General features: G+C 65.5%; 22 protein-coding genes. 11 read left to right on the top strand and 11 right to left on the bottom strand.

Features of this window, described 5'->3' with window-relative positions:
* Positions 1–47: 47 nt before the first annotated feature.
* On the bottom strand, positions 48–1,445 hold the full coding sequence (locus tag IEX24_RS12245) for an FAD-binding oxidoreductase (protein ID WP_229715296.1): 1,398 nt from the start codon (positions 1,443–1,445) through the stop codon (positions 48–50).
* Between the two features lie 271 nt (positions 1,446–1,716).
* Complete coding sequence (locus IEX24_RS12240; protein ID WP_188678651.1) at positions 1,717–2,460, bottom strand: SDR family oxidoreductase; 744 nt, start codon at positions 2,458–2,460, stop codon at positions 1,717–1,719.
* Between the two features lie 37 nt (positions 2,461–2,497).
* On the opposite strand from IEX24_RS12240, the gene IEX24_RS12235 reads away from it, so the two are divergent.
* Entirely contained in the window at positions 2,498–3,184 is a 687-nt protein-coding gene (locus tag IEX24_RS12235) for a TetR/AcrR family transcriptional regulator (RefSeq protein WP_188678650.1), read from the top strand.
* A 45-nt stretch (positions 3,185–3,229) separates the two neighbouring features.
* Here the strand turns inward: IEX24_RS12235 and IEX24_RS12230 are convergent, their stop codons facing one another.
* Both IEX24_RS12230 and IEX24_RS12225 read right to left on the bottom strand, forming a co-directional pair.
* Positions 3,230–4,684, bottom strand: a complete 1,455-nt coding sequence (locus IEX24_RS12230; RefSeq protein WP_188678649.1) for an HNH endonuclease signature motif containing protein — start codon at positions 4,682–4,684, stop codon at positions 3,230–3,232.
* A 145-nt stretch (positions 4,685–4,829) separates the two neighbouring features.
* Positions 4,830–5,393 (bottom strand): TetR/AcrR family transcriptional regulator, encoded by a 564-nt coding sequence (locus tag IEX24_RS12225; RefSeq protein WP_188678648.1) that lies wholly within the window; start codon positions 5,391–5,393, stop codon positions 4,830–4,832.
* Between the two features lie 237 nt (positions 5,394–5,630).
* On the opposite strand from IEX24_RS12225, the gene IEX24_RS12220 reads away from it, so the two are divergent.
* Positions 5,631–6,119 (top strand): tautomerase family protein, encoded by a 489-nt coding sequence (locus IEX24_RS12220; protein WP_188678647.1) that lies wholly within the window; start codon positions 5,631–5,633, stop codon positions 6,117–6,119.
* A 12-nt stretch (positions 6,120–6,131) separates the two neighbouring features.
* Here the strand turns inward: IEX24_RS12220 and IEX24_RS12215 are convergent, their stop codons facing one another.
* The gene (locus tag IEX24_RS12215; protein ID WP_188678645.1) at positions 6,132–6,716 is read right to left on the bottom strand and encodes a universal stress protein; all 585 of its coding nucleotides are present in this window, start codon (positions 6,714–6,716) and stop codon (positions 6,132–6,134) included.
* A gap of 85 nt (positions 6,717–6,801) precedes the next feature.
* Here IEX24_RS12215 and IEX24_RS12210 point away from each other — a divergent pair, with 85 nt between their 5' ends.
* Together IEX24_RS12210 and IEX24_RS12205 are read left to right on the top strand one after the other, a co-directional pair.
* Complete coding sequence (locus IEX24_RS12210) at positions 6,802–7,857, top strand: isopenicillin N synthase family dioxygenase (protein ID WP_188678643.1); 1,056 nt, start codon at positions 6,802–6,804, stop codon at positions 7,855–7,857.
* Between the two features lie 141 nt (positions 7,858–7,998).
* The gene (locus IEX24_RS12205) at positions 7,999–8,289 is read left to right on the top strand and encodes a hypothetical protein (RefSeq protein ID WP_188678642.1); all 291 of its coding nucleotides are present in this window, start codon (positions 7,999–8,001) and stop codon (positions 8,287–8,289) included.
* 153 nt (positions 8,290–8,442) lie between these two features.
* Here IEX24_RS12205 and IEX24_RS12200 read toward each other — a convergent pair whose 3' ends face one another.
* From IEX24_RS12200 to IEX24_RS12185, 4 genes are all read right to left on the bottom strand, one after another.
* Entirely contained in the window at positions 8,443–8,970 is a 528-nt protein-coding gene (locus IEX24_RS12200; RefSeq protein ID WP_188678641.1) for an iron-sulfur cluster assembly scaffold protein, read from the bottom strand.
* A complete protein-coding gene (locus IEX24_RS12195) occupies positions 8,967–10,331 on the bottom strand; it encodes an aminotransferase class V-fold PLP-dependent enzyme (RefSeq protein WP_188678640.1) in 1,365 nt (454 codons plus the stop codon). The genes IEX24_RS12200 and IEX24_RS12195 overlap by 4 nt, the downstream gene beginning before the upstream one ends.
* Positions 10,332–10,477: 146 nt before the next feature.
* A complete protein-coding gene (locus IEX24_RS19620; protein WP_203585995.1) occupies positions 10,478–11,239 on the bottom strand; it encodes an META domain-containing protein in 762 nt (253 codons plus the stop codon).
* Between the two features lie 105 nt (positions 11,240–11,344).
* Complete coding sequence (locus IEX24_RS12185) at positions 11,345–11,917, bottom strand: TetR/AcrR family transcriptional regulator (protein WP_203585994.1); 573 nt, start codon at positions 11,915–11,917, stop codon at positions 11,345–11,347.
* A gap of 79 nt (positions 11,918–11,996) precedes the next feature.
* On the opposite strand from IEX24_RS12185, the gene IEX24_RS12180 reads away from it, so the two are divergent.
* Positions 11,997–12,755 (top strand): SDR family oxidoreductase, encoded by a 759-nt coding sequence (locus IEX24_RS12180; RefSeq protein WP_188678639.1) that lies wholly within the window; start codon positions 11,997–11,999, stop codon positions 12,753–12,755.
* Positions 12,756–12,860: 105 nt separating this feature from the next.
* A complete protein-coding gene (locus IEX24_RS12175; protein WP_188678638.1) occupies positions 12,861–13,466 on the top strand; it encodes a DUF4865 family protein in 606 nt (201 codons plus the stop codon).
* A 76-nt stretch (positions 13,467–13,542) separates the two neighbouring features.
* Here the strand turns inward: IEX24_RS12175 and IEX24_RS12170 are convergent, their stop codons facing one another.
* Entirely contained in the window at positions 13,543–13,989 is a 447-nt protein-coding gene (locus IEX24_RS12170; RefSeq protein WP_188678637.1) for a YdeI/OmpD-associated family protein, read from the bottom strand.
* Between the two features lie 115 nt (positions 13,990–14,104).
* Here IEX24_RS12170 and IEX24_RS12165 point away from each other — a divergent pair, with 115 nt between their 5' ends.
* Together IEX24_RS12165 and IEX24_RS12160 are read left to right on the top strand one after the other, a co-directional pair.
* The gene (locus tag IEX24_RS12165; protein ID WP_188678634.1) at positions 14,105–16,351 is read left to right on the top strand and encodes an acyltransferase family protein; all 2,247 of its coding nucleotides are present in this window, start codon (positions 14,105–14,107) and stop codon (positions 16,349–16,351) included.
* A gap of 76 nt (positions 16,352–16,427) precedes the next feature.
* Entirely contained in the window at positions 16,428–17,354 is a 927-nt protein-coding gene (locus tag IEX24_RS12160; RefSeq protein WP_188678633.1) for an AEC family transporter, read from the top strand.
* A 24-nt stretch (positions 17,355–17,378) separates the two neighbouring features.
* Here the strand turns inward: IEX24_RS12160 and IEX24_RS12155 are convergent, their stop codons facing one another.
* Positions 17,379–18,212, bottom strand: coding sequence for an exodeoxyribonuclease III (locus IEX24_RS12155; RefSeq protein WP_188678630.1), 834 nt, complete (start codon positions 18,210–18,212; stop codon positions 17,379–17,381).
* A gap of 151 nt (positions 18,213–18,363) precedes the next feature.
* On the opposite strand from IEX24_RS12155, the gene pyrE reads away from it, so the two are divergent.
* The 3 genes from pyrE to IEX24_RS12140 all read left to right on the top strand — a co-directional run bounded on the left by pyrE (position 18,364) and on the right by IEX24_RS12140 (position 21,757).
* Positions 18,364–18,912 carry an orotate phosphoribosyltransferase gene (gene pyrE / locus IEX24_RS12150; RefSeq protein ID WP_188678628.1) on the top strand — a complete coding sequence of 183 codons (549 nt, stop codon included), beginning with the start codon at positions 18,364–18,366 and terminating at the stop codon, positions 18,910–18,912.
* 5 nt (positions 18,913–18,917) lie between these two features.
* A complete protein-coding gene (locus IEX24_RS12145; protein WP_188678626.1) occupies positions 18,918–19,631 on the top strand; it encodes a septum formation family protein in 714 nt (237 codons plus the stop codon).
* 95 nt (positions 19,632–19,726) lie between these two features.
* Entirely contained in the window at positions 19,727–21,757 is a 2,031-nt protein-coding gene (locus IEX24_RS12140; RefSeq protein ID WP_188678624.1) for a DUF2207 domain-containing protein, read from the top strand.
* Positions 21,758–21,785: the final 28 nt, after the last annotated feature.

Here is a 21,785-nt window from a genome sequence, read left to right as displayed (position 1 = left end):
GGGCCTGGCCCGGCCGGTTGCGCGCCTTGCGGTTGGCCGAGACGCTGCTACCCGAAGACTTTGCCCGGGTTCATGATGCCGAGCGGGTCGAACACCGCCTTGATCTGGCGCTGAAGGTCGAAGCTGTCAGTGCCGATTTCGTCTCGGAGCCAGCGCTGCTTGAGAACTCCCACGCCGTGTTCGCCGGTGAGGGTTCCGCCGAGGGCGAGCGCCGCGCGAAAGAGGTCGCCCGCAGCATCCCAGATCACGTCGGGTACGGTCTGTGCGCCCTTGCCCGGCTCGTCGGCCGAGCCCGAGCCACCCGGCAGGGCCGTGGGAATCACGAAATTGGGGTGCAAATTGCCATCGCCAGCGTGAGCGACCGTGGGAATGCTCAGCCCGTAACGCGCCGCGATCTCGTCGATGGCGGCGAACATGGCGGCGAGTTGTGAGCGCGGAACGCAGACGTCTTCGATCAGAACCTCACCGCGCGCTTCGAGGGCCGGGTGAAAGCTGCGGCGAATGGCGAGCAGCTGCTCGCCGAGCGCAGGGTCTGCAGTCGATTCGGCCGCGCCCCCTGCGGCGGTGATGATGTCGACGATGCGTGCGGCTTCGGCCGCGGCGCCGCCGCCATCGGTCTGAACGAGCAGATAGGAGTTGCCGCGCGTGGTGAGGGTGGTGCTGTTGTAGGCGTCGATGGCCACGAGCGACGCTTGGTCCATGATCTCCATGACTGCCGGCCTCAAACGTGCCGCGGTGATGGCGGCAGATGCGGCTGCTGCCGCGACCACGTTCTCGAAGAACGCGCCGATGGTGAAGACCTCGCCCGCGGCGATCGGGCGCAGTTTGACGGTTGCCTCGACGATGACGCCGAGCGTGCCCTCTGAGCCGGTGACGAGCGCGGTGAGGTCGTAGCCGGTGACACCTTTCACGCTGCGGTGGCCGGTTTCGAGCATCCGGCCGTCGGGGAGTACCACCTTGAGGCCGAGAACGGCGTCGCGCGTGACGCCGTATTTGGCGCACAGCAGGCCGCCGGCGTTGGTGGCGATGTTGCCGCCGATGCTCGAGATGGCCTTGCTCGCGGGGTCGGGCGAGAACACCAAGCCGTCGGCGGCGACCGCGTCGCTCAGTGCTTGGTTTAGAACGCCCGGCTCGACCACGGCGAGTTCGTCGGCGAGCGACACCTCGAGAATGCGGTTCATGCCCGAAACGTCGAGCACGATCGAGCCCTCAGTACCCACGGCCCCGCCCGCGAGCCCGGTGCCGGCGCCGCGCGGAACGACGGGCACGCTGTACTCGGTGGCGAGCCGCATGACGGTCTGTACGTGGGCGATGGAACGGGCATCGACCACGGCGAGCGGAGCCGCGGCCGAGACCCAGCCCGACTTGTCAGTGCGCGCCCGAGTGAGCGAGGCGTCGTCGACGTGAACGCGGTCGCCGAGCTGTTCGAAGAGCTTCGCGACGATGGTGGATGCTCGGTCTGCGCCCGCAGCGGCGTGGTTTGCGCCGAGGGCGGCTCGGCTGGCGCTCGCGGATGCTCTGTCGGTGCTCGTGGCTGCTTCGTCTGCGCTCACGGATGCTTCGTCTGCCCTCGCGGATGCTCTGTCTGCGCTCGTGGCTGCTCTGGTTGCGCTCGCGGATGCTCTGTCTGCGCTCGTGGTTATCGGGTCGCCCACGTGGCCTCCTTCGACTCGACTGAACGACATCTACGCTAGTCGCCCGGCGGCACCGCAGCCATCAGGCGATTCCGCCGTTCACGTAGAGCACCTGGCCGTTGACCCAGCGTGCCGGGCCGGCGAGAAACGCGACACTCTCGGCGATGTCTTCGGGTGTTCCGAGCCGTTCGAGTGGGGCGAGCGACGCGATGTGGTCGATGACCTGCTGCGGCTTACCATCGAGAAACAGCGGAGTCGCGGTCGGGCCGGGGGCGACCACGTTCACCGTGACATCGCGCCCGCGAAGCTCGCGCGCCAGAATCAGCGTCATGGCCTCGACGGCGCCCTTCGTTGCGGCGTACGCGGTGTAAGTGGGCTGTTGCAGGCGCTCGACCGAGGTCGAGAAGTTGATGAGCGCACCGCCGGTTCGCAGTTGTCGCGCAGCGAGTTGCGAGACCACAAAGGTGCCTCGAACGTTGGTGCGCATCATGGCGTCGAAGTCGGCGAGGTCGAGGTCGACGAGGGGCGCGAGCGTCATAATGCCTGCGGCGTTGACCACCACGTCGATGCCGCCGTACAGTTCGACGACGCGAGCGAACAGCGTGACCATTTCGTTCTCGTCAGCGACGTCGCCCTGAAGCGCTGTAGCGGTGCCGCCGGCCTCTGTGATGGTGGCGACGGTCTCTTCGGCGCGCGACTTGTTGCCCGAGTAGTGCACAATCACGGTCATCCCGTCGCGCGCAAGGCGTTCTGCTGTTGCGCGGCCGATTCCGCCCGAGGCGCCCGTGACGACGGCGATACGATTTTTTATGGACAATTTATACATATTTACAATATAGACGAATCGTACATATAATTCAAGAGTGGATGATCGAGCGAACGTACCCTCGAACGCCGCCCCTGCCCCCGTCGCCCCCGCCCCCGTCGCCGATGCCCTCACCAATGCACCCGTCGCTGCCGCCCCCGCGCGAGCGCTCGGCTCCGGTCGCGGACGCCGCCCGGCCGCCGAAGTTCGTCAGGCCGTGCTCGCTGCTGCGGCAGAGCAACTGTTCGAACACGGTCTTGCCGGTGTGACGTTCGAGAAAGTTGCATTGCGTGCCGGGGCGAGCAAAATGACGTTGTATAAGTGGTGGCCCACACCCGGATCTTTAGCCTTCGAAGCATATTTTCACGCCGTCGAAGAAACTCTCGCCTTTGCTGACACGGGCGACATCGAACGTGACCTCAGTTCTCAGCTGCACTCGTTTGTCGCCCTGCTGACTGGCGCGGGTGGCCCAGTCATCGCCGAACTCATCGGAGCCGCGCAGTCTGACCCGGCTCTCGCCGAGGCCTTCGCCGCCAACTACACGCGCCCTCGGCGCCGACTCGCAGTCGAAACCCTCGAGCGCGCCAAAGTGCGCGGCCAGGTTCGCTTGGACGTCGACTCTGAGGTCGTGGTCGACCAGCTCTGGGGTGCGTGTTACCACCGGCTGCTGTTGCCAGACCAGCCGCTGGAACCCCCATTCGTCGATGCTCTGCTTGCCAATCTCTTGCGCGGTATCCGCGCTTAGCTGTATCTAGCTGCCCGCGATGAGCGCCCGAATAGTCGTTCATCTTCAGAATGGCGGCGAGTCGGCGAGGTTGTACTGGTTGTTGTCTGAGCGGCCGGCTGATTGGTCGCCGCGGGTTGTTGTTGCATCGGTGAAGTGTGGTGTCGGTCGTGTGATGGGTGTGGGGTCGACGGTGTAGTGGTAGCCGGCGGGTGATGTCCAGATGATGGTGCCTGGCCGGGCGGGGTCTTGTTCGATGTGCCATGCGGTGTGGTGTTTCACTTTGTGGTGGTTGCTGCAGAGGGGACTGAGGTTGCGGAGTTCGGTGTTGGCGCCGTGTTCCCAGGGTCGGGTGTGGTCGATTTCGGCGGTGGTGGAGGGTGCGCAGTCGGTGGGGAAGGTGCATTCGGTGTGCAGTGTTCTGATGAGGTGGTCAAGGTCGGTGGGTGGCCGGTAGCGTGTGCGGCCGTAGTTGAGGGTGATTCCGGTGGCGGGGTCGGTGAGTACCCGCCAGAACGAGGGCGCATCCTTCGTGAGTTTCAGGGCGGTGAGTCGGTCGATGGGCCCGTACCCGTCGAGCATCGCGGGGCCTTCGTCGTAGCTGGCTGGTATCGCCTCGTCGTAGTCGGTCGGGCGGGTGCCGGTTCTGCTAGTGCGGCGACGGGTGTTGGAGGGTGGGGTGGGGCTGCGCTGGCCGAGGAGGGTGAGGGCGGGCACGGTGAGGGTGATGTGGGCGCGGATGCCGTGGGTGGCGCCGGGGATGCTGGTTTCGGCGTTGAGCATCAGGTCGGTCATCGTGTCGAGCCGCAGATGCGCGAGGGTGCGCGGGTCGCCCCCGGCTTTCAGGCCCTTGCCCAGGGCGGTCGCGCGGTGGTAGATCGCGGTCGCTTCGACGGCGGGCAGGAACATTGTCAGGTAGGCCATGCCGTCAGCGGCGGGGTCAAGGCTGAGGTGCCGGTGGGTGGTCGCGGTCAGGTGCCGTTCGATCGCCGTTTGCGGTTGAGCTTCTTCCGCGGTGGCACGGGCGTGCCGGGTCAGGCGTTGCACACACACCCGCCCCGCGATCGGCAGCAGCCGGGTTTCGTAGTCGGCCAGGCATTCGGGCGGGAGGGTGGCGGAGTGCTGGATGATCTTCTCCGCATGCCGGTACGAAATCTGGCCTGACTCCAGGGCGGTGCGGGTGGCGGTGAACGTGCTGGCGAGGCCTTCTGCGGTGTCGATCAGGCGTCGGGCGTCGGTCTCATTCAGCCGTAACGCGACAGCGAGTTCGGTGACGAGGATGCGTTGGGTGACGACGTCAGGTGTCCAGGTGGGCCCGCCGGTGGATTGGTCTGTGAATCCCACGGCCAGGCACGCCTGCCGGGCGTTCTCGACCCGGGCTGCGTGCTCGGCGTGCGCTACAGCGACGGTGCGCGCGGAATCGATGACCGCACCGACTGCGGCCTTGTAGCGTTCGCGAAGCAGACGCCTGGTAGCGAAGGCGCTTCCATCGCCATCAGGGGTGAGTATTGCTCGATTCATGCTTCGATTCAACCACCACCCACCGACGCTCAACCCGTCAACGGCACTAATTGTGGAAACGCGATCGAGGTGGCGAACTGTGAAGGATAAGAGGCGGCTCGAAGCTCGAGAGAGTGTCGCCGAGAGCGGTGTTTGCGGCGAACGCCTACCCGGCGTCGAGCACCGCGGCCTGCGCGGCGAGCTGCTCCGCCACGAGCTCGAACGGCTCCATGCTCTGCTCGGCGCGGCTCAGAACCACCGCGCCCTCGGTCGACGCAATGAGCAGGGCAGCGAAGCGGGCGGCGGAGCGAGGGTTGAGTCCACCGTCGCTCAGCAACTGCGCCAGGCGCTCACGCCATGCGCGAAAGACGCTCGCCGCATGCGACAGAAGATCGGCAGAGTCGGTCGCCACGGTGACGGCCAGCACCGAGCATCCTGCCGTGTAATTCGAGCGCACCAGAACCTCGCGCCACATCGCGAGAAAGTGCGTCGTGATGTCGGTGGCCGACGAGCTTGCCGCTAGGCCGATGAGAGCCACAGCGTGCGCCCCCGCGGCGTCGACGGCGGCCGCAATGAGCTGGTCTTTTCCGTTCGGAAAGTGGTGGTAGATCGACCCACGCGGAGCACCCGTCAGCTCGAGCACCTCAGAGAACGAGGTTTCTTGCAGCCCGCGCTGTGCGAGCAGGCGCGCGGCACCTTCGACCATGCGTTGTCGGGTATCGCTTGCCACGAGTGCCTACGCTTTCGGTCGGGGTTAGTCGGGGTTAGTCGGAGTAACGGGCGAGGTGTGAGATGTGCGGACGCCCGCGTCGGCGGATGCTGGCGCAAGCGAGGGTGCCGGGGTGCGGATGCCCGTCGCCAACTCACTATGGTCAACATCATAATCGCGCTTGACTATGACACACGTCATAGGGCAGGATCGAGAGGTCACTATGACAGCCATCAGAATTCGCACAGGAGTGCCCTCATGCCCATGATCGACGTGTACGCCACCACCGGAACGTTCGCCGACAAGCACCAACTCGCCGTCGACCTCGCGACCACGCTGATGACCATCGAGCAGGTTCCGAACATTCCCATGTTCAGGCAGAACACCGCCGGCCTTGTGCACGATCTGCCGACCGGCGACCTGGCAAACGTCAACGGCGAGACGAATTACGTTCGCGTTCAGGTGCTGACCAACACTGGCGCGCTCGATCGTGACAAGCAGCTCGCCGTGGTTCGGCAGCTCACCGACATCGTGGCGGCCGCGGCCGGCGACCCGACGCTGGTCGACCGCACCTGGGTGCTGCTCACCGAAGCGGTGCCCGGCGGCTGGGGTTTGGCCGGCCACGCGAACACCAACGACGAGCTGGTGACCGCCGCGCGCGCGCAGATCGGCGAGCTGCAGGCAGCAGCTCAAGCGGCCGAGCCGCAGGCAGCCAAGGCGGCCGAGGCAGCGGAGCCCCAGGCCTGACTGGCGCGCACCTCACTCATTCGGCCACGGCAATGCCTGGCCGCGCTCGACGGGTGCTACCGGAACCACGATCACCGGGCGGTGCTGCCGATGAGCGAGGTGCACCGCGACCGATCCGTTGAAAAACTCGGCGATGCTCGAGCGTGCCGTGGAGCGGTGCGTGCCCACCACGATGGCGGCGGCATCCATCGCCTCGGCCAGTGAACCGAGCGAATCGGCCGGGTCGCCGGCCGAGCTGAGGGTGAGCCAGCGCACATCGAGCGGGTCGAGAGCCGCTGCGATTCGGCGTCCGAGCTCGGGTGGGAAAACCGCACTGATGTCATCTGGAATGTCGGGGTCGATCGAAGCAGAAATCACGGTTGCGTCGCTGTTTCTGGCGACGACGTAGCGGGTCTGGTCGACGAAGGCGCAGACCAGTGTGGCATCGAATCGCAACGCGAACACGGCGGCCTGGCTGAGCACGGTATCGGGCTGCCCGGGGAAGACGCCCACGACAATGCGTGCGTGCGCCGTGCCGCGCGGCTCGCCAGCGCCCCCGGCACCGCCGTCGGCACCGAAACCGCCACCGCCACTGACGCCACCTGGAGTATCGACCATGACATCTCCTTCTCAGCGCCCAATGTACTCCTCGTACTCCCTGCGTAACATTGCGCCCGCACTCGTTGTGCAGTGAAAGACTCGTATGGTGCTTTCGCTTCCCGTCTTAGATATCTCCCGCCTGAACGGCTCTGCAGCTGAGGCTGCTGCGTTTCGGGATGACCTGCGCCACGTCACTCACGATGTCGGCTTTTTCTACCTCACCGGTCACGGTATTCCGCAAGAACTGATCGATCAGATTCTCGGCCTCGCGCGGCGCTTTTTTGACCTTTCCGAGGCCGAAAAGCTGTCGATCGAGAACGTGAACAGCCCCCAGTTTCGCGGCTACACCCGCGTCGGCGGTGAGCTGACGGCCGGTGGTGTGGATTGGCGCGAGCAGATCGACATCGGGGTGGAGCGCACGACCGAAGGCGCCGGCAGTGATTCAGCCGACCCCGAGGCCGAGTATTGGCGCCTCGAAGGCCCCAATCTCTGGCCCGAGGCGCTGCCCGAACTCGAGCCGGTCGTGGAGCGCTGGAACGCAGAGCTGAGTGCTGTCTCGCTGAAACTTCTGCGCGCATGGGCGCTCAGCCTGGGCTCGCCAGAGGATGTGTTCGATGAGGCGTTCGCCGATCATCCATTTTCGCTCATCAAAATCGTGCGCTACCCCGGCGAATCTGACGAGACGGTGAAGCAGGGCGTCGGAACCCATCGCGACGGGGGAGTGCTGACGCTGCTGCTCGTCGAGCCAGGCAAGGGCGGCTTGCAAGTAGAGTACGACGGCGAATGGGTCGAGGCGCCGCCGATGCCGGGCGCGTTCGTGGTGAACATCGGCGAAATGCTCGAGCTCGCTACCGGCGGCTACCTGAAGGCGACCCTGCACCGTGTTCAATCGCCCCGCGTGGGCTCAGACCGCATTTCGATTCCATTCTTCTTCAATCCAGGCCTCGACGCGCGGATGCCCGTGCTCGACCTGCCCGATGAACTCCGTGCTGAGGCGCGGGGCGTCTCGGTTGACCCCACCGATAACCCGATTCTCGAAACGTACGGCGACAACGTCTTGCGCTATCGGCTGAGGGCGCACCCCAACGTGGCGGAGATCTTTTACGCCGATCTGCTGGCGGCGCGCGATGCGCTGGCGGCGGAGGCTGAGCAGAGTTGAGCTGAGTTCGAAACTTGAGCGGAGCCGAGCGCAGCTGGCCCGCGCTGAGATGGGCGCTGTCGGCCCGCGTTGAGTGGAGCGCTTGAGACAACGGTCAGTCTTGGAAGCTACTGTAGTGCAGGCGGCGAGAGGAGCACGGCGATGGCGCAGATGGTGCGACCGAAAAGATCGCCGCGCTCAGGGGTGCCGCCGGTTCGGTTGTTCGACGCGCCCGTTCGTGTTCCGTCGGGGCGCGCAACCGCGCTCATCGTGACGTTCGCCACGTGGGCGCTGCTGGTGGTCACGGTGCCGCTGTACTTCGTTTTTCTACTGAACAATCTGCCCGATGTGTTCGCCATCGTCGGCAACATGCGTGCGCCGCGCGCGCCACGGGGCTCCGGCGAATCCGCCGGGCCGCCCGACGACGCGCCGAGGCCGCCGACAGATGGCTGAGCTGGCGGGCTGAACCGTCGGGCTGAGCTACCGCGCTGAGCTGGCTGAGCTACCGCCCCAAACTGCCGGGCTGAGCTGGCGGGCTGAGCTATCGCCCCGAACTGGCGGGCCGTACTGCCGGGCCGCATTACCGGGCCGATCTACCGGGCTGAACTAGCGCGCGTCGAGCTGCAGCAGCGCCTCCTCGGCCGCCACCCACGCCAGCATGGCGCACTTCACCCGCGCCACGTAACGCGACGCGCCCCCGAGCACGACTGCATCGCCGAGTAGTTCTTCATCAGGCTCAACGGTGCCCTTCGACCGCATCGCGGTGCGAAAAACATCGATGCGCTCAGAGAGTTCGGCAGGCGTGAGCCCCGGTGCGAGGTCTGAGAGAAGCGACGCCGACGCCTGCGAAATGGCGCAGCCTTGCCCCTCCCAGCCGATGGAGCGGATCGTGCCGGAGCCGGAGCCGGAGCCGATGCCGTCGCCGCCGCCGGAACCGGAGCCGCCGATGCCGTCGCCGTCGCGCCCGTCGCCACCGCCGTCGAGCTGCACCTGAAGCGTGATCTCGTCACCGCAGGTGGGGTTCACCTGGTGGGAGTGCGCGTCGGCCGTGGCGGCCAGGCCGAACCCGTGCCGCTCTTTGGCGTGATCGAGAATCACCTGCTGGTAAAGCCCCTGCATCTCAGTTGAACTCATGCTCGCACCCCGAAGAACGTGACCGCGTCGGCGACCCCGGCGAGAAACCGATCCACTTCGTCGTCGGTCGTATAGAGATAGGTGCTGGCACGGGTGCTCGATACCACTCCGAGTCGCCGGTGCAACGGCTGTGCGCAGTGGTGGCCGACCCGCACGGCGATGCCCCGGTCATCCAGAAACTGGCCGACATCGTGCGAGTGGATGCCCGCCACATCGAAACTCGCCAGCCCCACCCGCTCGTGCCCGGCTTGCGGCCCGAGCACCCGCACGCCCTCGATTTCTGAAAGCCCCGCGACGAGCCGCTGCCCGAGCACGGCTTCGTGCGCGGCGATGCGGTCAAGCCCCACGGCCGACAGGTAGTCGATGGCGGCGCCAAGAGCAATGGCCTGAGAAACGCGCTGTGTTCCGGCCTCGAAGCGCTGCGGTGCCGGCAGATACTCGGTCGCTTCCATGGTGACCGAAACGATCATCGAGCCGCCGGTGAGAAAAGGGGGCAGCGCGTTCAGCAGCTCACGACGGCCGTAGAGAATTCCGACGCCGGTGGGCCCGAGCATCTTGTGACCAGAGAACACGGCAAAATCAATGTCAAGCGCCTTCACAGCTAAGGCCAGATGCGGCGCAGACTGACACGCGTCGAGCAGCACGAGCGCACCCACCGCACGCGCCAGCTCTACGAGCTGAGCCACGGGGTTGATGACACCCAGAACGTTCGACACGTGCGTGAAAGCAAGAACGCGGGTTTGTTCACCGATGACCTCAGCCGCCACATCGAGCCGAAGCGCACCATATTCGTCAATCGGAATATATCGCAGCGTCGCGCCGGTTCGAGCTGCCAGTTCTTGCCAGGGCAGTAGATTCGCGTGGTGCTCCATCTCGGTGACCACGATTTCGTCGCCGACTCCGAGGCGAAATCTCGCCGAAGCCGGCGCCCCGCGACCCAGGCTGGCATTCGACATCGCGTACGCGACGAGGTTTATGCCTTCAGTGGCATTTGATGTGTACACCACCTCGTCGTCGGCCGCGCCGATGAACGAGGCGATAGTTGCTCGCGCGTTCTCGAAGCTCTCGGTAGCTTCGGCGGCCAGCGTGTGCGCGCCCCGGTGCACGGCCGAGTTCTCATTCAGGTAGAAGTTTCGTTCGGCATCCAGCACCTGAAGCGGCTTCTGGCTCGTGGCGCCCGAGTCGAGGTAGGCGAGTGGATGCCCGTTGACCTCCCGCGCCAGAATCGGAAAGTCGAGACGCAGCTGTTCGACCTCGGGCGCGCTGAGTGGCTTGGGCGCGCTGAGTAGCTCGGGCGAACTGAGCGCCTCGGGCGCGGTTGTGCCTACGATCGGGGTTCGGGCGGTGTCGGTGGTACTCATCGACTTAAGCTTAGGCACGTCTTAGGCGCCGAGCGCCGTCGGGCCGAACATTACGCCGATGTGACGTGCGCACCGCGCCGAGCTCGATGGGCTCATCGCGCCCGAGCTTCATGCACCCGAGCATCCTCACCCCGAGCATCCCGCGGTCACATGCTGCTGAGCTGCCCGATCACCGTGCCGTTCGCGTCAGAGACCGTCATCGTGGTGCCCTGAACTGTGGCGCTTGCCGCACGGTTCAGCCAGGTGTCGACGCCCTCGCAGAACTTCATGGTCGAGGTCACATTAGTGAAGCTGACCGACTGGCTCGCCGCGCTGCCCGGAGCCCACGATCCGCCGATGAGGTTGCAGCCATCGCTGCCCGTGAAGGTGCGATCAGCCGAGATCGAAAGAAACGGTGAAAGGGATGTTCGGGTCTGAGTCCAGTAGCCGATGGGCCAGCCCTGCGGGCCGACCGAGGGGTCGGTTGCTCGCTGCAGAGTCGTCGTCGTGGTGCTGTCAGAACTCGTGATGGTCAGGTACTCGCCGTTGATCGACACGTAGTTCGCGAGGGTCACCGAGAGCGGAAGTTGTGCGCCATCGCACGCCATCAACGTCGACGGGCCGGAGGTGGTGCTCATGACGCCGTTGCCGTCGACCTTCCACGTACCTTCGACGCGGTTACACCCGTCGGAGGCAATCCAGGTGTTGTCTTGCACGAAGGCGATGAAGGGCTGCTCGGGTGAGTCGAACTTCTCCTGCACAGTCCAGACACCGACGAGACTGCCCGCTTGAAACCCTGCCGCGGCCTCGGCGTCGGCCACCTGAGAGGCAGGCGGAGTGAGCGGTTCGGTTTCGGCCGAGCATCCGGTGAGAATGATTGCCGCGGTAGCCGCGACGGCCAAAAGCGCGAAGGGAGCGAATCGTGCCATGAAGTGCCTCCGTTTGTCATTCGCACAGTATCGCGAGCGCACATTTGGTAGCAACTTGACGTGCCGTCGGCTTCTCGGGTTGTGACCCATTTGCAACCCGCGAAGTCAGGGTGCTGGCGCGATGGCGGCAGCGATGTCGTCGGCCCAGGTGTGGTCGAGGGGACCCACGTCGAAGATCAGTCGGTACCAGAGCGAACCGTAGATGAGGTCGAGCAGGGTGTCGGCGTTTGACGCGATCACCTCGCCCCTGGTCGCCGCCCGGGCGAGCACGCGATTGAGCGCCGCGCGCCGTGCGGAGATGAATCGCGTGCGAATCTCAGCGGCGGCGTCTAAGTCGTTCGCGGCTGCGGCCGCGATGGCTCGAAGCAAGTGCCGGGTGGCCGGGTCAGCCGAGTCAGCGGTCGATCGCAAGAAAGCCGCCAGATCGCCTCGGAGCGTTCCCGTATCGGGGAGCGGAATCGTGGACTGCCCGCGCTCGGCTAGAGCATCGAGAACGACGGACGTCTTCGATGGCCACCATCGGTAGAGCGTCTCTTTGCTGACGCCGGCACGTTTCGCGATCGCCTCCATGCTCACTGCACCGCCTTCGCCCATGAGCTCGTGGGTCGCGGCCATGACGGCCTGCCGTGAACTCTCGCTTCGAGGGCGGCCGGGGCGTCGCGGTTGTGGCTCATTCATTTGCCTATAGTAACCGAACGCCACGTTCGTATATGATCGACCTATTAACGAACGATACGTTCGGAAATGGAGCAGAGCGATGTCACTACCTTCCAACACCCAGACCGAAGACCGGTGCCACAACCCAGGCGGCCGCCACGTTGCGATTCTCGGCGGCAGCGCCGGCATCGGCCTGGCCACCGCGCGCTTGCTCAGCGACCGAGGAGACCGTGTGTCGATAGGCGGCCGCAACGCCGTGCGCCTCAACGCCGCCACCGCACAACTCGGCAGCTTCGCCACGGGTATCGAGGTCGATGCCGAAAGCGTCGACTCACTTCGCCACTTCTTCGCAGCGGCCGGCGCGCTGACCGATCTCGTGGTCACCGTCACCCGTCGAGGCGGCTTCGGCCCCTTCGCAGACCTCGCCGACACCGATCTCATCGGGGCCTTCGTCGGTAAGCCCGTCGCGCATCTGCACACTGCAGCACTCTCGTTGCCCACCCTGGCCGAGCAGGGCTCGATCACCTTCGTGAGCGCCGGCTCGGCCCAGTCGGCGATGCCGGGCACCGCCGCCCTTGCTGCTGTCAACGGTGCCATCGAGTCAGCGGTGCCGCCGCTCGCCACCGAGCTCGCGCCGCGGCGCGTCAACGCGGTGTCGCCCGGGGTCATCGAAACCGAGTGGTGGAGCGAGCTCGACGATGATGCTCGCGACAGCACGCTGGCCGAGTTCGCGAAACGGGCACCCGTCGGTCGTAATGGTCAGCCCGAAGACATCGCTCAGGCCATCGTGGCGCTCATCGACAACACCTTTCTCACCGGCGTGGTGCTGCCCTGCGACGGCGGTCTTCGCCTGACCTGACCCGCTGCGAGCCCGACTCGTTGTGCGCCTGAGCTGCGGTGCACCCGACCCTCTGCGTACCCGACCCTCGTGCGGCGAGAGGCCGCTTCGCCGTACGATGGGCGCATGCTCGCCATGCAGTACCAGATCACGTTGCCGGCCGACTACGACATGGGCATCATTCGCGAGCGCGTGGCGACGCGCGGGTTCGCCCTCGACCAGTACCCCGGGCTCGGGTTGAAGGCGTACCTCATTCGAGAAGCGGGAGTGAATGGGTCGGCCGTGAACCAGTACGCCCCGTTCTACCTCTGGAACGCCCCACTCGCCGCCGGAACTTTTCTCTGGGGCGGCGATGGCTTCGGTAACATCGTTCGCGACTTCGGCCGCCCTGTCGCCCAGACCTGGGTGGGCGCAGGGTTCGCGCGGGGGCCCGCCGGCGACGAGGCTCCGACCGTGGCCGTGCGGTCGATCATCCACTTGACTGATGACGCCGACCCGCAGCCGTTGGTCGCTTCGCGAGTGGATGCTCTGCCGGCCCTCGTCGGTCAACCCGGTCTGCATTCCGTCGCCGTGGCCGTCGACCCTCGCACGTGGCAGCTCGTGGAGTTCAGCCTCTGGGCTGTCGCCCCTGATGCCGAGTGGATCGAGGCAGCCGCCGACTCCCGAGACACCGAAACGTACGAGGTGCTCCACCTCTCGTCGCCCGGGCTTGCCCGGTTGGCGCGGCGCTAGAGGTCGGCGTTGCGCTAAAGCACCGCTGCGCACGAATCGCGGTGCTTTTTCGCAACCCGCCTGGTGCTCGGCAGCGCTAGAGCTTGCCCTCGGCCAAGGTCGCGACCGACTTCTCGATGCGGCGCTGGCGGGTTTCTGGGGTTTTCGCGTCGTCGATGGGCGCCGTGAAGCGGCGCTTGTTGCTGTACGAGAGGGTGTCGAAGTAGGTGCGGGCAGCTGGTACAGCGTCGAGGGCGGCGGCGAAGTCGTCGGGTACGGTCACCTCGCGGGGCTGGTCGTCGAGCACGATATCGACCTCAAATTCGTCGCCGGGCTCGATGCCCGCGCCTGTGCGCACCTCGGCGCTCACCGGGAGCATGATCTCGCCGCGATAGGGCGTGACGGTGCTGCGATAGGTGTAGTCGTTGATCGTCACTGCGACGGCGAGACGCTTCGCCGTGCCGAGCGCGTCGTACACGTCTTGAGGTACGACGATGCCGGTCGCTGTTTTACCGCTTTGCAGAAGCCCGGTGTGAAATTTCATATCAAGGAGTATGGCGGGGGCATCCTGTTCTCCACAATGCCGGGGTTCGCGTGAAAGCCCACAGACTCGCGTGCCGAAGGTTTCGCTCAGAACCGCCCAAGTAGCATGGGGCGATATGAACTCGACCAGCACCCGCGGCGAGACCGTCGCCAAGCGCGGTGCTCCGGCCCACTTTCTTCCCCACATTCAGGGCCTTCGGGCCATCGCCGTGCTGCTCGTGGTCATCTACCATTTCGAGCCTGGGCGGCTCACCGGTGGGTACATCGGTGTCGATGTGTTCTTCGTCATCTCCGGCTTTCTGATCACCCAGCAACTCTCGCGCGAACTCGAACGCACCGATCGCATCAAGCTGCCGAGTTTTTGGGCTAAACGCGTTCGGCGGCTGCTGCCCGCTGCGCTTCTCGTGTTGCTGTTCAGCACGGTCGCCACCCTGGTGATCATGCCGCTGAGTGCTCTCACTGAGAACCTCAAAGAGATTCTGGCGAGCACGTTCTACGTCGAGAACTGGGCGCTCGCGGCCAACTCGGTCGACTATCTCGCGGCATCGAACGACGCTTCGCTGGTTCAGCACTATTGGTCGCTCTCGCTCGAAGAGCAGTTCTATCTCGTCTGGCCCATCTTGTTGCTGGGCGCCTCGTTCTTCGGGGTGAAGCGACTGGCCACGAAGTACGGCGATCGTGGGCGCTGGAACGCGATGATCGCGCTCGTCGTCATCGCCACCGTCGTTTCATTCGTGCTGTCGGTCGTCGCCACGAACAACGACCCGGCGGCGGCCTATTTCGTCACGTACACCCGAGTGTGGGAGTTCGGGGTGGGGGCGCTCTTGGCGCTCATTCTCAGGCTTCGGCCCACCCGCGGGTGGTTCGTGAACGTGCTCGGTTACGCCGGGGTGCTCGCCATTCTCATTGCGGGGTTCACCTACGACCGCAACACGCCGTTCCCCGGTTATGCGGCTCTCGTGCCTGTGCTCGGCACGGCCGCCGTGATCGTGTCGCACCGCTCAGAACACCGGTACGACATCGGCCGAGTGCTCAGCACCCGGGTGCCGCGGTTCTTCGGCGACATCTCCTATTCGCTCTACCTCTGGCACTGGCCGCTCATTGTGATTGCGCCGTTCATTCCGGGCTGGGGTCTGTCGATCTACAACCGCGTGGCGTTGTTCGTCATTGCGGTGGTGCTTGCGTGGCTGACGAAGAAGTTCGTCGAAGACCCGACGCGTCAGCTGAAGTTCTTCGCGCTCCGAAAGCCTCGCTTCACCTTCTCCTTCATGCTCGCGGGCATGGCCGTGATGGTGTTGCTGGTGTCGAGTGTGTGGGTGGTGCAGCAGCCGAAGTACGACGCCGCTGCGAGCCAACTCGCGAGCACAGTCTCCGATCCGCCGGCGTGCTTCGGCGCGGCGTCGGGCCCCGGCCCTGAGGTGACTGATGCAACGGGTACGCATCAGCAGGTCGCGACAGCGGCGGGTGCCGCGGCGTCGGGCGCTGGCACCGCGACGGCTCCGGCCACTAGTACCGGTACGGGTTCGGGTGCCGATGCGGGTGGCGCTGCCGTAACGTGCCCGAATGCGGCGCTGGCCGACACGATCATCCCGTCGCCCGGGTTCGGCAACGCCGACCGGCCGGCTCACCCGGAGTGCCTCGTGACGCTCAACGATTCGGGGCTGTACGCGTGCCACTTCGGCTCGACCGACCCGAACGCGAAGCGGGTGGCACTCATCGGCGACAGTCACGCGTTCGCGTTGCTTTCGCCGTTCATCCAGCTGGCCGACGACAACGGCTGGGCGCTCACCACCTACATCAAAGGTGGATGCCCGTGGAACACGGTTCCGATGCCCGGTGTCGATGCGTTTTCGCGTTCGTGTAACGCGTGGCAAGCGAATCTCACCGCAGAACTCGCTTCGGTGCAGCCGTACGACGTGATCTTCACGGCGGCGCTCGCCGATGCGACTGCGCCCGGAACGTCAGCGTCTGGCCAGGCGCTCGCCAGCGGGTTCAGCGACGCGTGGAAAGAGGTCACCGCCAAGGGCACGCCCGTGGTCACCACCGTCGACAATCCCGCGTGGACAGACGACCCCAACAAATGCCTGCGCACCTCTGCCGAATCAGACTGCACCGAGCCGCGCGCCGACGGGCTGGTCGCCGACCCACCCGTCGCCATCGCGGCGAAGGCATCGATCGCGGCGGGCGAGCACGTCACTCTGCTCGACTTCAGCAACACGTACTGCACGGCAACCGACTGCTTGGCGGTCATCGGCGGCGCCAACGTCTACCGCGACCAAGATCATTTGACGAACACGTTCGCCACCACGCTGACGCCGTACCTGAAGGCGGCGCTCGTCAGCGCGATGGCCACGGAGCCGTGACCAGAGACCCCGGGGCGGTGATGCGCGTGGCCGCTGCGGCTGGCGGGTCGGCGGTCGCGCATATCGGGGTGACAGCGTGATCGGGGTGCTGACCGGGTTCGCCATCATCGGGGTGGTGATTCTGGTGGGGTTCATCGTTCAGCGGCTGCACGTTCTGCCCGCCGAGGCCCCGGTAGCGCTCAACCGCTTCGTGTTCTTCGTGGCGAGCCCGTGCCTGCTGTTCACGGTGCTCGCGCGTGCCGACATCAGCGTGATCTTCTCGTCGTTTCTGGTGGTCACCATCGTGGCGGTGGTGGTGACCTCGGGCGCCTTCGTGCTGATTTCGCGGCTGTTCTTTCGACGCTCCCTGGCCCTCACCGCGCTCGGTGCGGCCTCATCGTCGTATGTGAACGCGAACAACATCGGCTTGCCCGTGGCTGTGTACGTGCTCGGCAGCGCGCAGTTCATCGCTCCCGTGCTGATGCTGCAGGTCATCATCTTGTCGCCGATTCTGCTGACCGTGCTCGATGTGTCGACCCGCGGCGGAGCATCGGTCAAGGCGATTCTGATGCAGCCGGTGCGCAATCCGATCATTCTCGGCTCGCTGGCGGGGTTCATCGTGGCGCTATTCGGCTGGCACCTGCCCGATGCCGTGCTGGCGCCGTTCGTTCTGATCGGTGGCGCGGCCATTCCACTCGTGCTCGTGACATTCGGTATGTCGCTTTCGGGCCAGCGCCTGTTTCCGCCCGGCAGCGATCGCCGCGAGATCATCGTGGCCACGGCGCTGAAGAGCGTGCTGATGCCGATCGTCGCCTACGTCTTCGCCGTCTTCGTGTTGCGCCTCGACAGCACCCATGTGTTCGCGGTGGTGGTGCTCGCCGCGCTGCCGAGCGCGCAGAACATGTTCAATTACGCGTTTCGTTTCGGCATCGGAGTGGCGGTCACGCGAGACGTGGTTCTGCTGACCACTATCGCGGCTCTCCCGGTGCTGCTCGTGATCTCGGCGCTGCTGGCCCCCAGCTAGATCACCGCTATCGGCAGAACGCGATCACAGAGCCATGGGGCGGTCGTCGTCTTCGAGATCTAGATCGAGGTCGACCACCACGGGAACGTGATCGCTCGGCGCCGTACCTTTTCGTTCGTTGCGGTCGATACGGGCATCCGTCACCAGCGAAGCGAAAGGCGCCGAACCCATGATGAAGTCGATGCGCATGCCTTCGTTGCGGGGGAATCGCAGCTGTTTGTAGTCCCAGTAGGTGTAGCCGGTGGGCACGAGTGGGCGCACCACGTCGCTGAGCCCAATCGCTTCGAACTTCGAGAAGGCGGCGCGTTCGGGTGGCGAGACGTGGGTGGCGCCCTCGAACACCGACAGATCCCACACGTCTGTATCGAGCGGAGCGACATTCCAGTCGCCCATCAATGCCAGGGGCTGATCAGGATGCTCGGCGAGCCAACCCCGAGTCTGATCTGCGAGCTGATCGAGCCACTTCAGCTTGTAGTCGTAATGCGGATCGCCGAGTTCGCGACCATTCGGAACGTACAAGCTCCACAGCCGAACACCGTTCACCGTCACGCCGAGTGCTCGCGCTTCTGACGGCAGCACCCCGTTCTCGTCGGGTTTGCCGAAACCGGGAACGCCTTCGAAGCCCACCGCGAGGTCTTCCATCGGCAGTCGACTTGCGAAGGCGACGCCGTTCCACTGGTTAAGGCCGTGCAGCTCGACGTCGTAGCCGGCTTCAGTGAAGGGCTCGAACGGAAACTGGTTCTCGCGGCACTTGATCTCTTGCATGGCGACCACGTCGATGTCTTCGCGCACCAGCCATTCGGTGACGCGGCCCACTCGGGCCCTGATGGAGTTCACATTCCAGGTGGCAACACGCATGAAGCAAGCCTATTCGCGCCCACCGATGCCCTCGTGCCACCCACCGACGCCCTCGCGCCACGGGGCGATCACAAAAAGTTCCCCTCCCGCCCGGTTTTGGGCGACATAGAGTGATCCCGGGTGCTTTGCGCCGGGCGGGTATGGTGGTCGGGTGACCAACGCGCGCGATCAGCTCATCTCGTACATCTCCGACCTCGCGGTGTTTCACGGCGACTTCACGCTCACGAGCGGTAAGAAGGCGACGTACTACGTCGACCTGCGTCGAGTCAGTCTCGACCACCGCGTGGCGCCGCTCATCGGGCAGGTCATGCTTGATGTGATTGCTGAGATTCCCGATGTCTCGGCGGTGGGCGGGCTCACGATGGGTGCAGACCCGGTTGCGGCGGCGATTCTCCATCAGGGTGCTGCACGCGGGCTCAGTTATGACGCGTTCGTCGTGCGAAAAGAGCCGAAAGACCACGGTCGCGGCAAGCAGGTCGAAGGCCCTGATCTCGAGGGCAAGCGTGTCGTCGTGCTCGAAGACACTTCTACCACGGGCGGTTCGCCGCTGAAGGCGATCGAGGCGCTCGAGAAAGTGGGCGCCATCATCGCCGGGGTCGCCGTGGTGGTCGACCGCGATACGGAGGCGCGCGAGCGCATCGAGGGTGCGGGGTACCCCTACTTCTACGCCATCGGTCTCGACGACCTCGGGCTCAGCTAGCGCCGGTGGATTCGCGCGAATCAACTGGGGCCGATGACCCTCGCCCCGCGAGTGCGCCGGGCGAGTCGAGTGCGGCGCCGGTGACGGGCTCCGCTCGCTCGCAGAGCCCCGTCGCGCGGCCGGGCGGGCATCTGCCCGCCGAGCGAGGGCGCTCGCGGCTCGTGCTGCCCGCGGCCGTGATTGCTGTTGCGGTTCTCGTGCTCGCCGGGCTGTTTCTGCTCGGCACACGGCTGCCGAGCATCCTGAGCGCAGCACCGGCGGCCACGCCCACCCCGACAACGACGCCCACACCGACGCCTACGCCGACACCGACCTCGACCGCCGGGCCCCAGCTGGCCGGGACCTACGACTGGAGCGATCTGCGCGGCGGCGAGTGCATCAATCCGTTCACCTCGGCATGGCAGCAGAAGTTCACCGTTGTCGATTGCGCGGTGCCGCACGGCGCTCAGGTGATGAGCCGGGGATCGCTCAGTGACGACCCGGCGGCGGCGTATCCGGGCCAGGATGCCATCAAACAGCAGCTCAATCTGCTCTGCCAGCAGCCGGCGAACTTCAACTCCGCCATTCTTGCGGCCTACCCTGACGTGGTGTGGCAGGCCGACTACCCCGTGAACGCTGCGCAGTGGCAGGCGGGCCTGCGCGACTACTACTGTTTCGTCAGCCGCTCGTCGAGCTTGCCCATCACAGGCAACTTCGCTCCGGCCGTGTTCAGCGGGTAGCGTCTAGAGTGGGCGGTACTCGAGCGCCGCTCAGGTTGCCTCGGTGTGCTCTGAGACGATGACCACGGAGCCGGCTTCGACGAGAAAGGTGCAGCATGACTCGACGAGCGAAGGCAGGCGGCGAGGGGGTGGCCGTGGCGGGGCCCGGGCTTCTGCGACGTGGGGGTGTCAGGGGTGCTGTGGTCGGGCTCGCGCTTGCGCTCGGGTTTGCGCTGGTGGGATTGACGGCGGCTCCCGCTATGGCAGCACCCGCCGTGGTGGCGCCTGCCTCATTAGCCGCTCCCGCTGTGGGGTCACCCGCTGTGGCGGCGCTTGCCGCAGCAGCCGCTCCCGCTAAGGCGGCGCCATCGGCCGCGGAGCCCGCGCCGATCTCAGCCATCGGAACCGGAGTCAACGACTTCACGTTCACCAGCTTCAGCGGCGACTACACGCTCGGCCGTGACGCCAGTGGGCACTCCACCCTGACAACCGTCGAGACACTGGATGCTCAGTTCCCCTCCATCGACCAGAACCACGGTATTCAGCGAGCCATCCCCACGAAGTACGACGGTCACCCCACCGACGTGAACATCGTGTCGATCACCGACGGCAACGGAAACGCGCGCTCATACTCAACCCAGACGCAAGACGATTTGCTGCTCGTCACCATCGCGGCCGACGACTACGTGCACGGCTCGCAGGCGTATGTGCTGACCTACACACAGACGAACGTGACGCAGTACTTCTCGAACACGAACGACGACGAGTTCTACTGGGATACGAACGGCACGGCATGGAAGCAGCCGTTCGCGAGCGCGACGGCGACGGTGCATGTGCCGGCTGATCTCGCGGGCAATCTGAACGGCAAGACGGCGTGCTACTGGGGCGTGGCAGGGGCAACGGACACCTGTGACATAACCTCGAGCGCGACCGCGTCTGCAACGACCGGCGCGGCCGACACGACCTTCACCACCTCACCGCAGCAGCTCGCCGCGGGCGAGAACGTCACCGTTTCGATCGGGTTTCAGCCCGGCACCTTCACCCCGCGCGACAACTCGTTCTTCGCGTCTCCCGCCGCGATCGCCGAACTCATTTTCGCGATACTCGCCGTTCTGGTGGCCGTGGGAGCGATCATCCTGCGCAGCACCTACCTCAAAGACGGTAAGGGTCGGCCGACCATCATCGCTGAGTACACTGTGCCGCCCGGGGTGAATCTGCTCGTGGCGTCGGTCATTTACAAGCAAGACAAAAGGGCGCCGGCGGCCAGCTTCGTGAGTCTCGCGGTGCGACGCAACATTCAGATCGTGGAGCAAGAAAAATCGGGCTGGGGCGGCAAGACCTACTGGTTGCGGCTGACGAGTCTCGATGGTCTCGACCCCACCGAACTCGAGCTGGTGAAGCTGCTGTTCGGCGATTCGCTGCAGCTCGGCGCATGGATGCAGATTCAGAAGCAAGACACGACCCTCGCCAAGGGCATTTACGCGCTGATGCAGTCGACACGCAAACAGGTCGTGACCGATGGGCTGGTGCGCGGCGGCACGACGCTCTTCAGTGCGCTCTTCGCTTTGGCTGTAATCGTGTTCGGCGGGCTGGCGTTTCTCGCGGGCTCGCTCGCGATCGGCGACGATTACGGGGGAGCGCTGCCGTTCATCCTGATCGGTGTGTGCGTGGTGGCCGCGATCACGGTGTTCGTGGCCGGGTTCAAAAAGCCCCTCACGGCCACAGGTGCAGAGCTGCGCGACTACATCAAGGGGCTCGAGCTCTACATTCGGCTGGCCGAGAAAGACCGTTTTGCCATGCTGCAGAGCCCCGAGGGCGCGCTCAAGACGCAGGTGAATGCGCCCGACTGGGGTCAAGTGGTGAAGATCTACGAGAAGCTGCTGCCGTACGCCGTGCTGCTGAACCTCGAAACCGAGTGGTCGCAGGTGCTGGGCACGTATTACGAGCAGCTCGGGTCGCAGCCGGAGTGGTACGGCGGCAACGTGGGCGCGTTCAACGCGGCGCTTTTCGTGGGTACCATCTCGTCGCTGTCGAGCGTGGTCGACTCGAGTCTCGCTGCGAGCACGTCGTCGAGTTCGAGCGGCGGCTCGGGCGGTGGCGGCTTCTCGGGCGGCGGCGGTGGTGGCGGAGGCGGCGGGGGCGTCTAGCGGCTGAGGGCGTCGGCCAGGCGAAGGC

The organism is Subtercola lobariae (assembly GCF_014640255.1).
GTDB classification, from domain to species: domain Bacteria; phylum Actinomycetota; class Actinomycetes; order Actinomycetales; family Microbacteriaceae; genus Subtercola; species Subtercola lobariae.
Note: the sequence above shows the minus strand (reverse complement) of the source record. Positions and strands in the feature narration are given on the sequence as shown.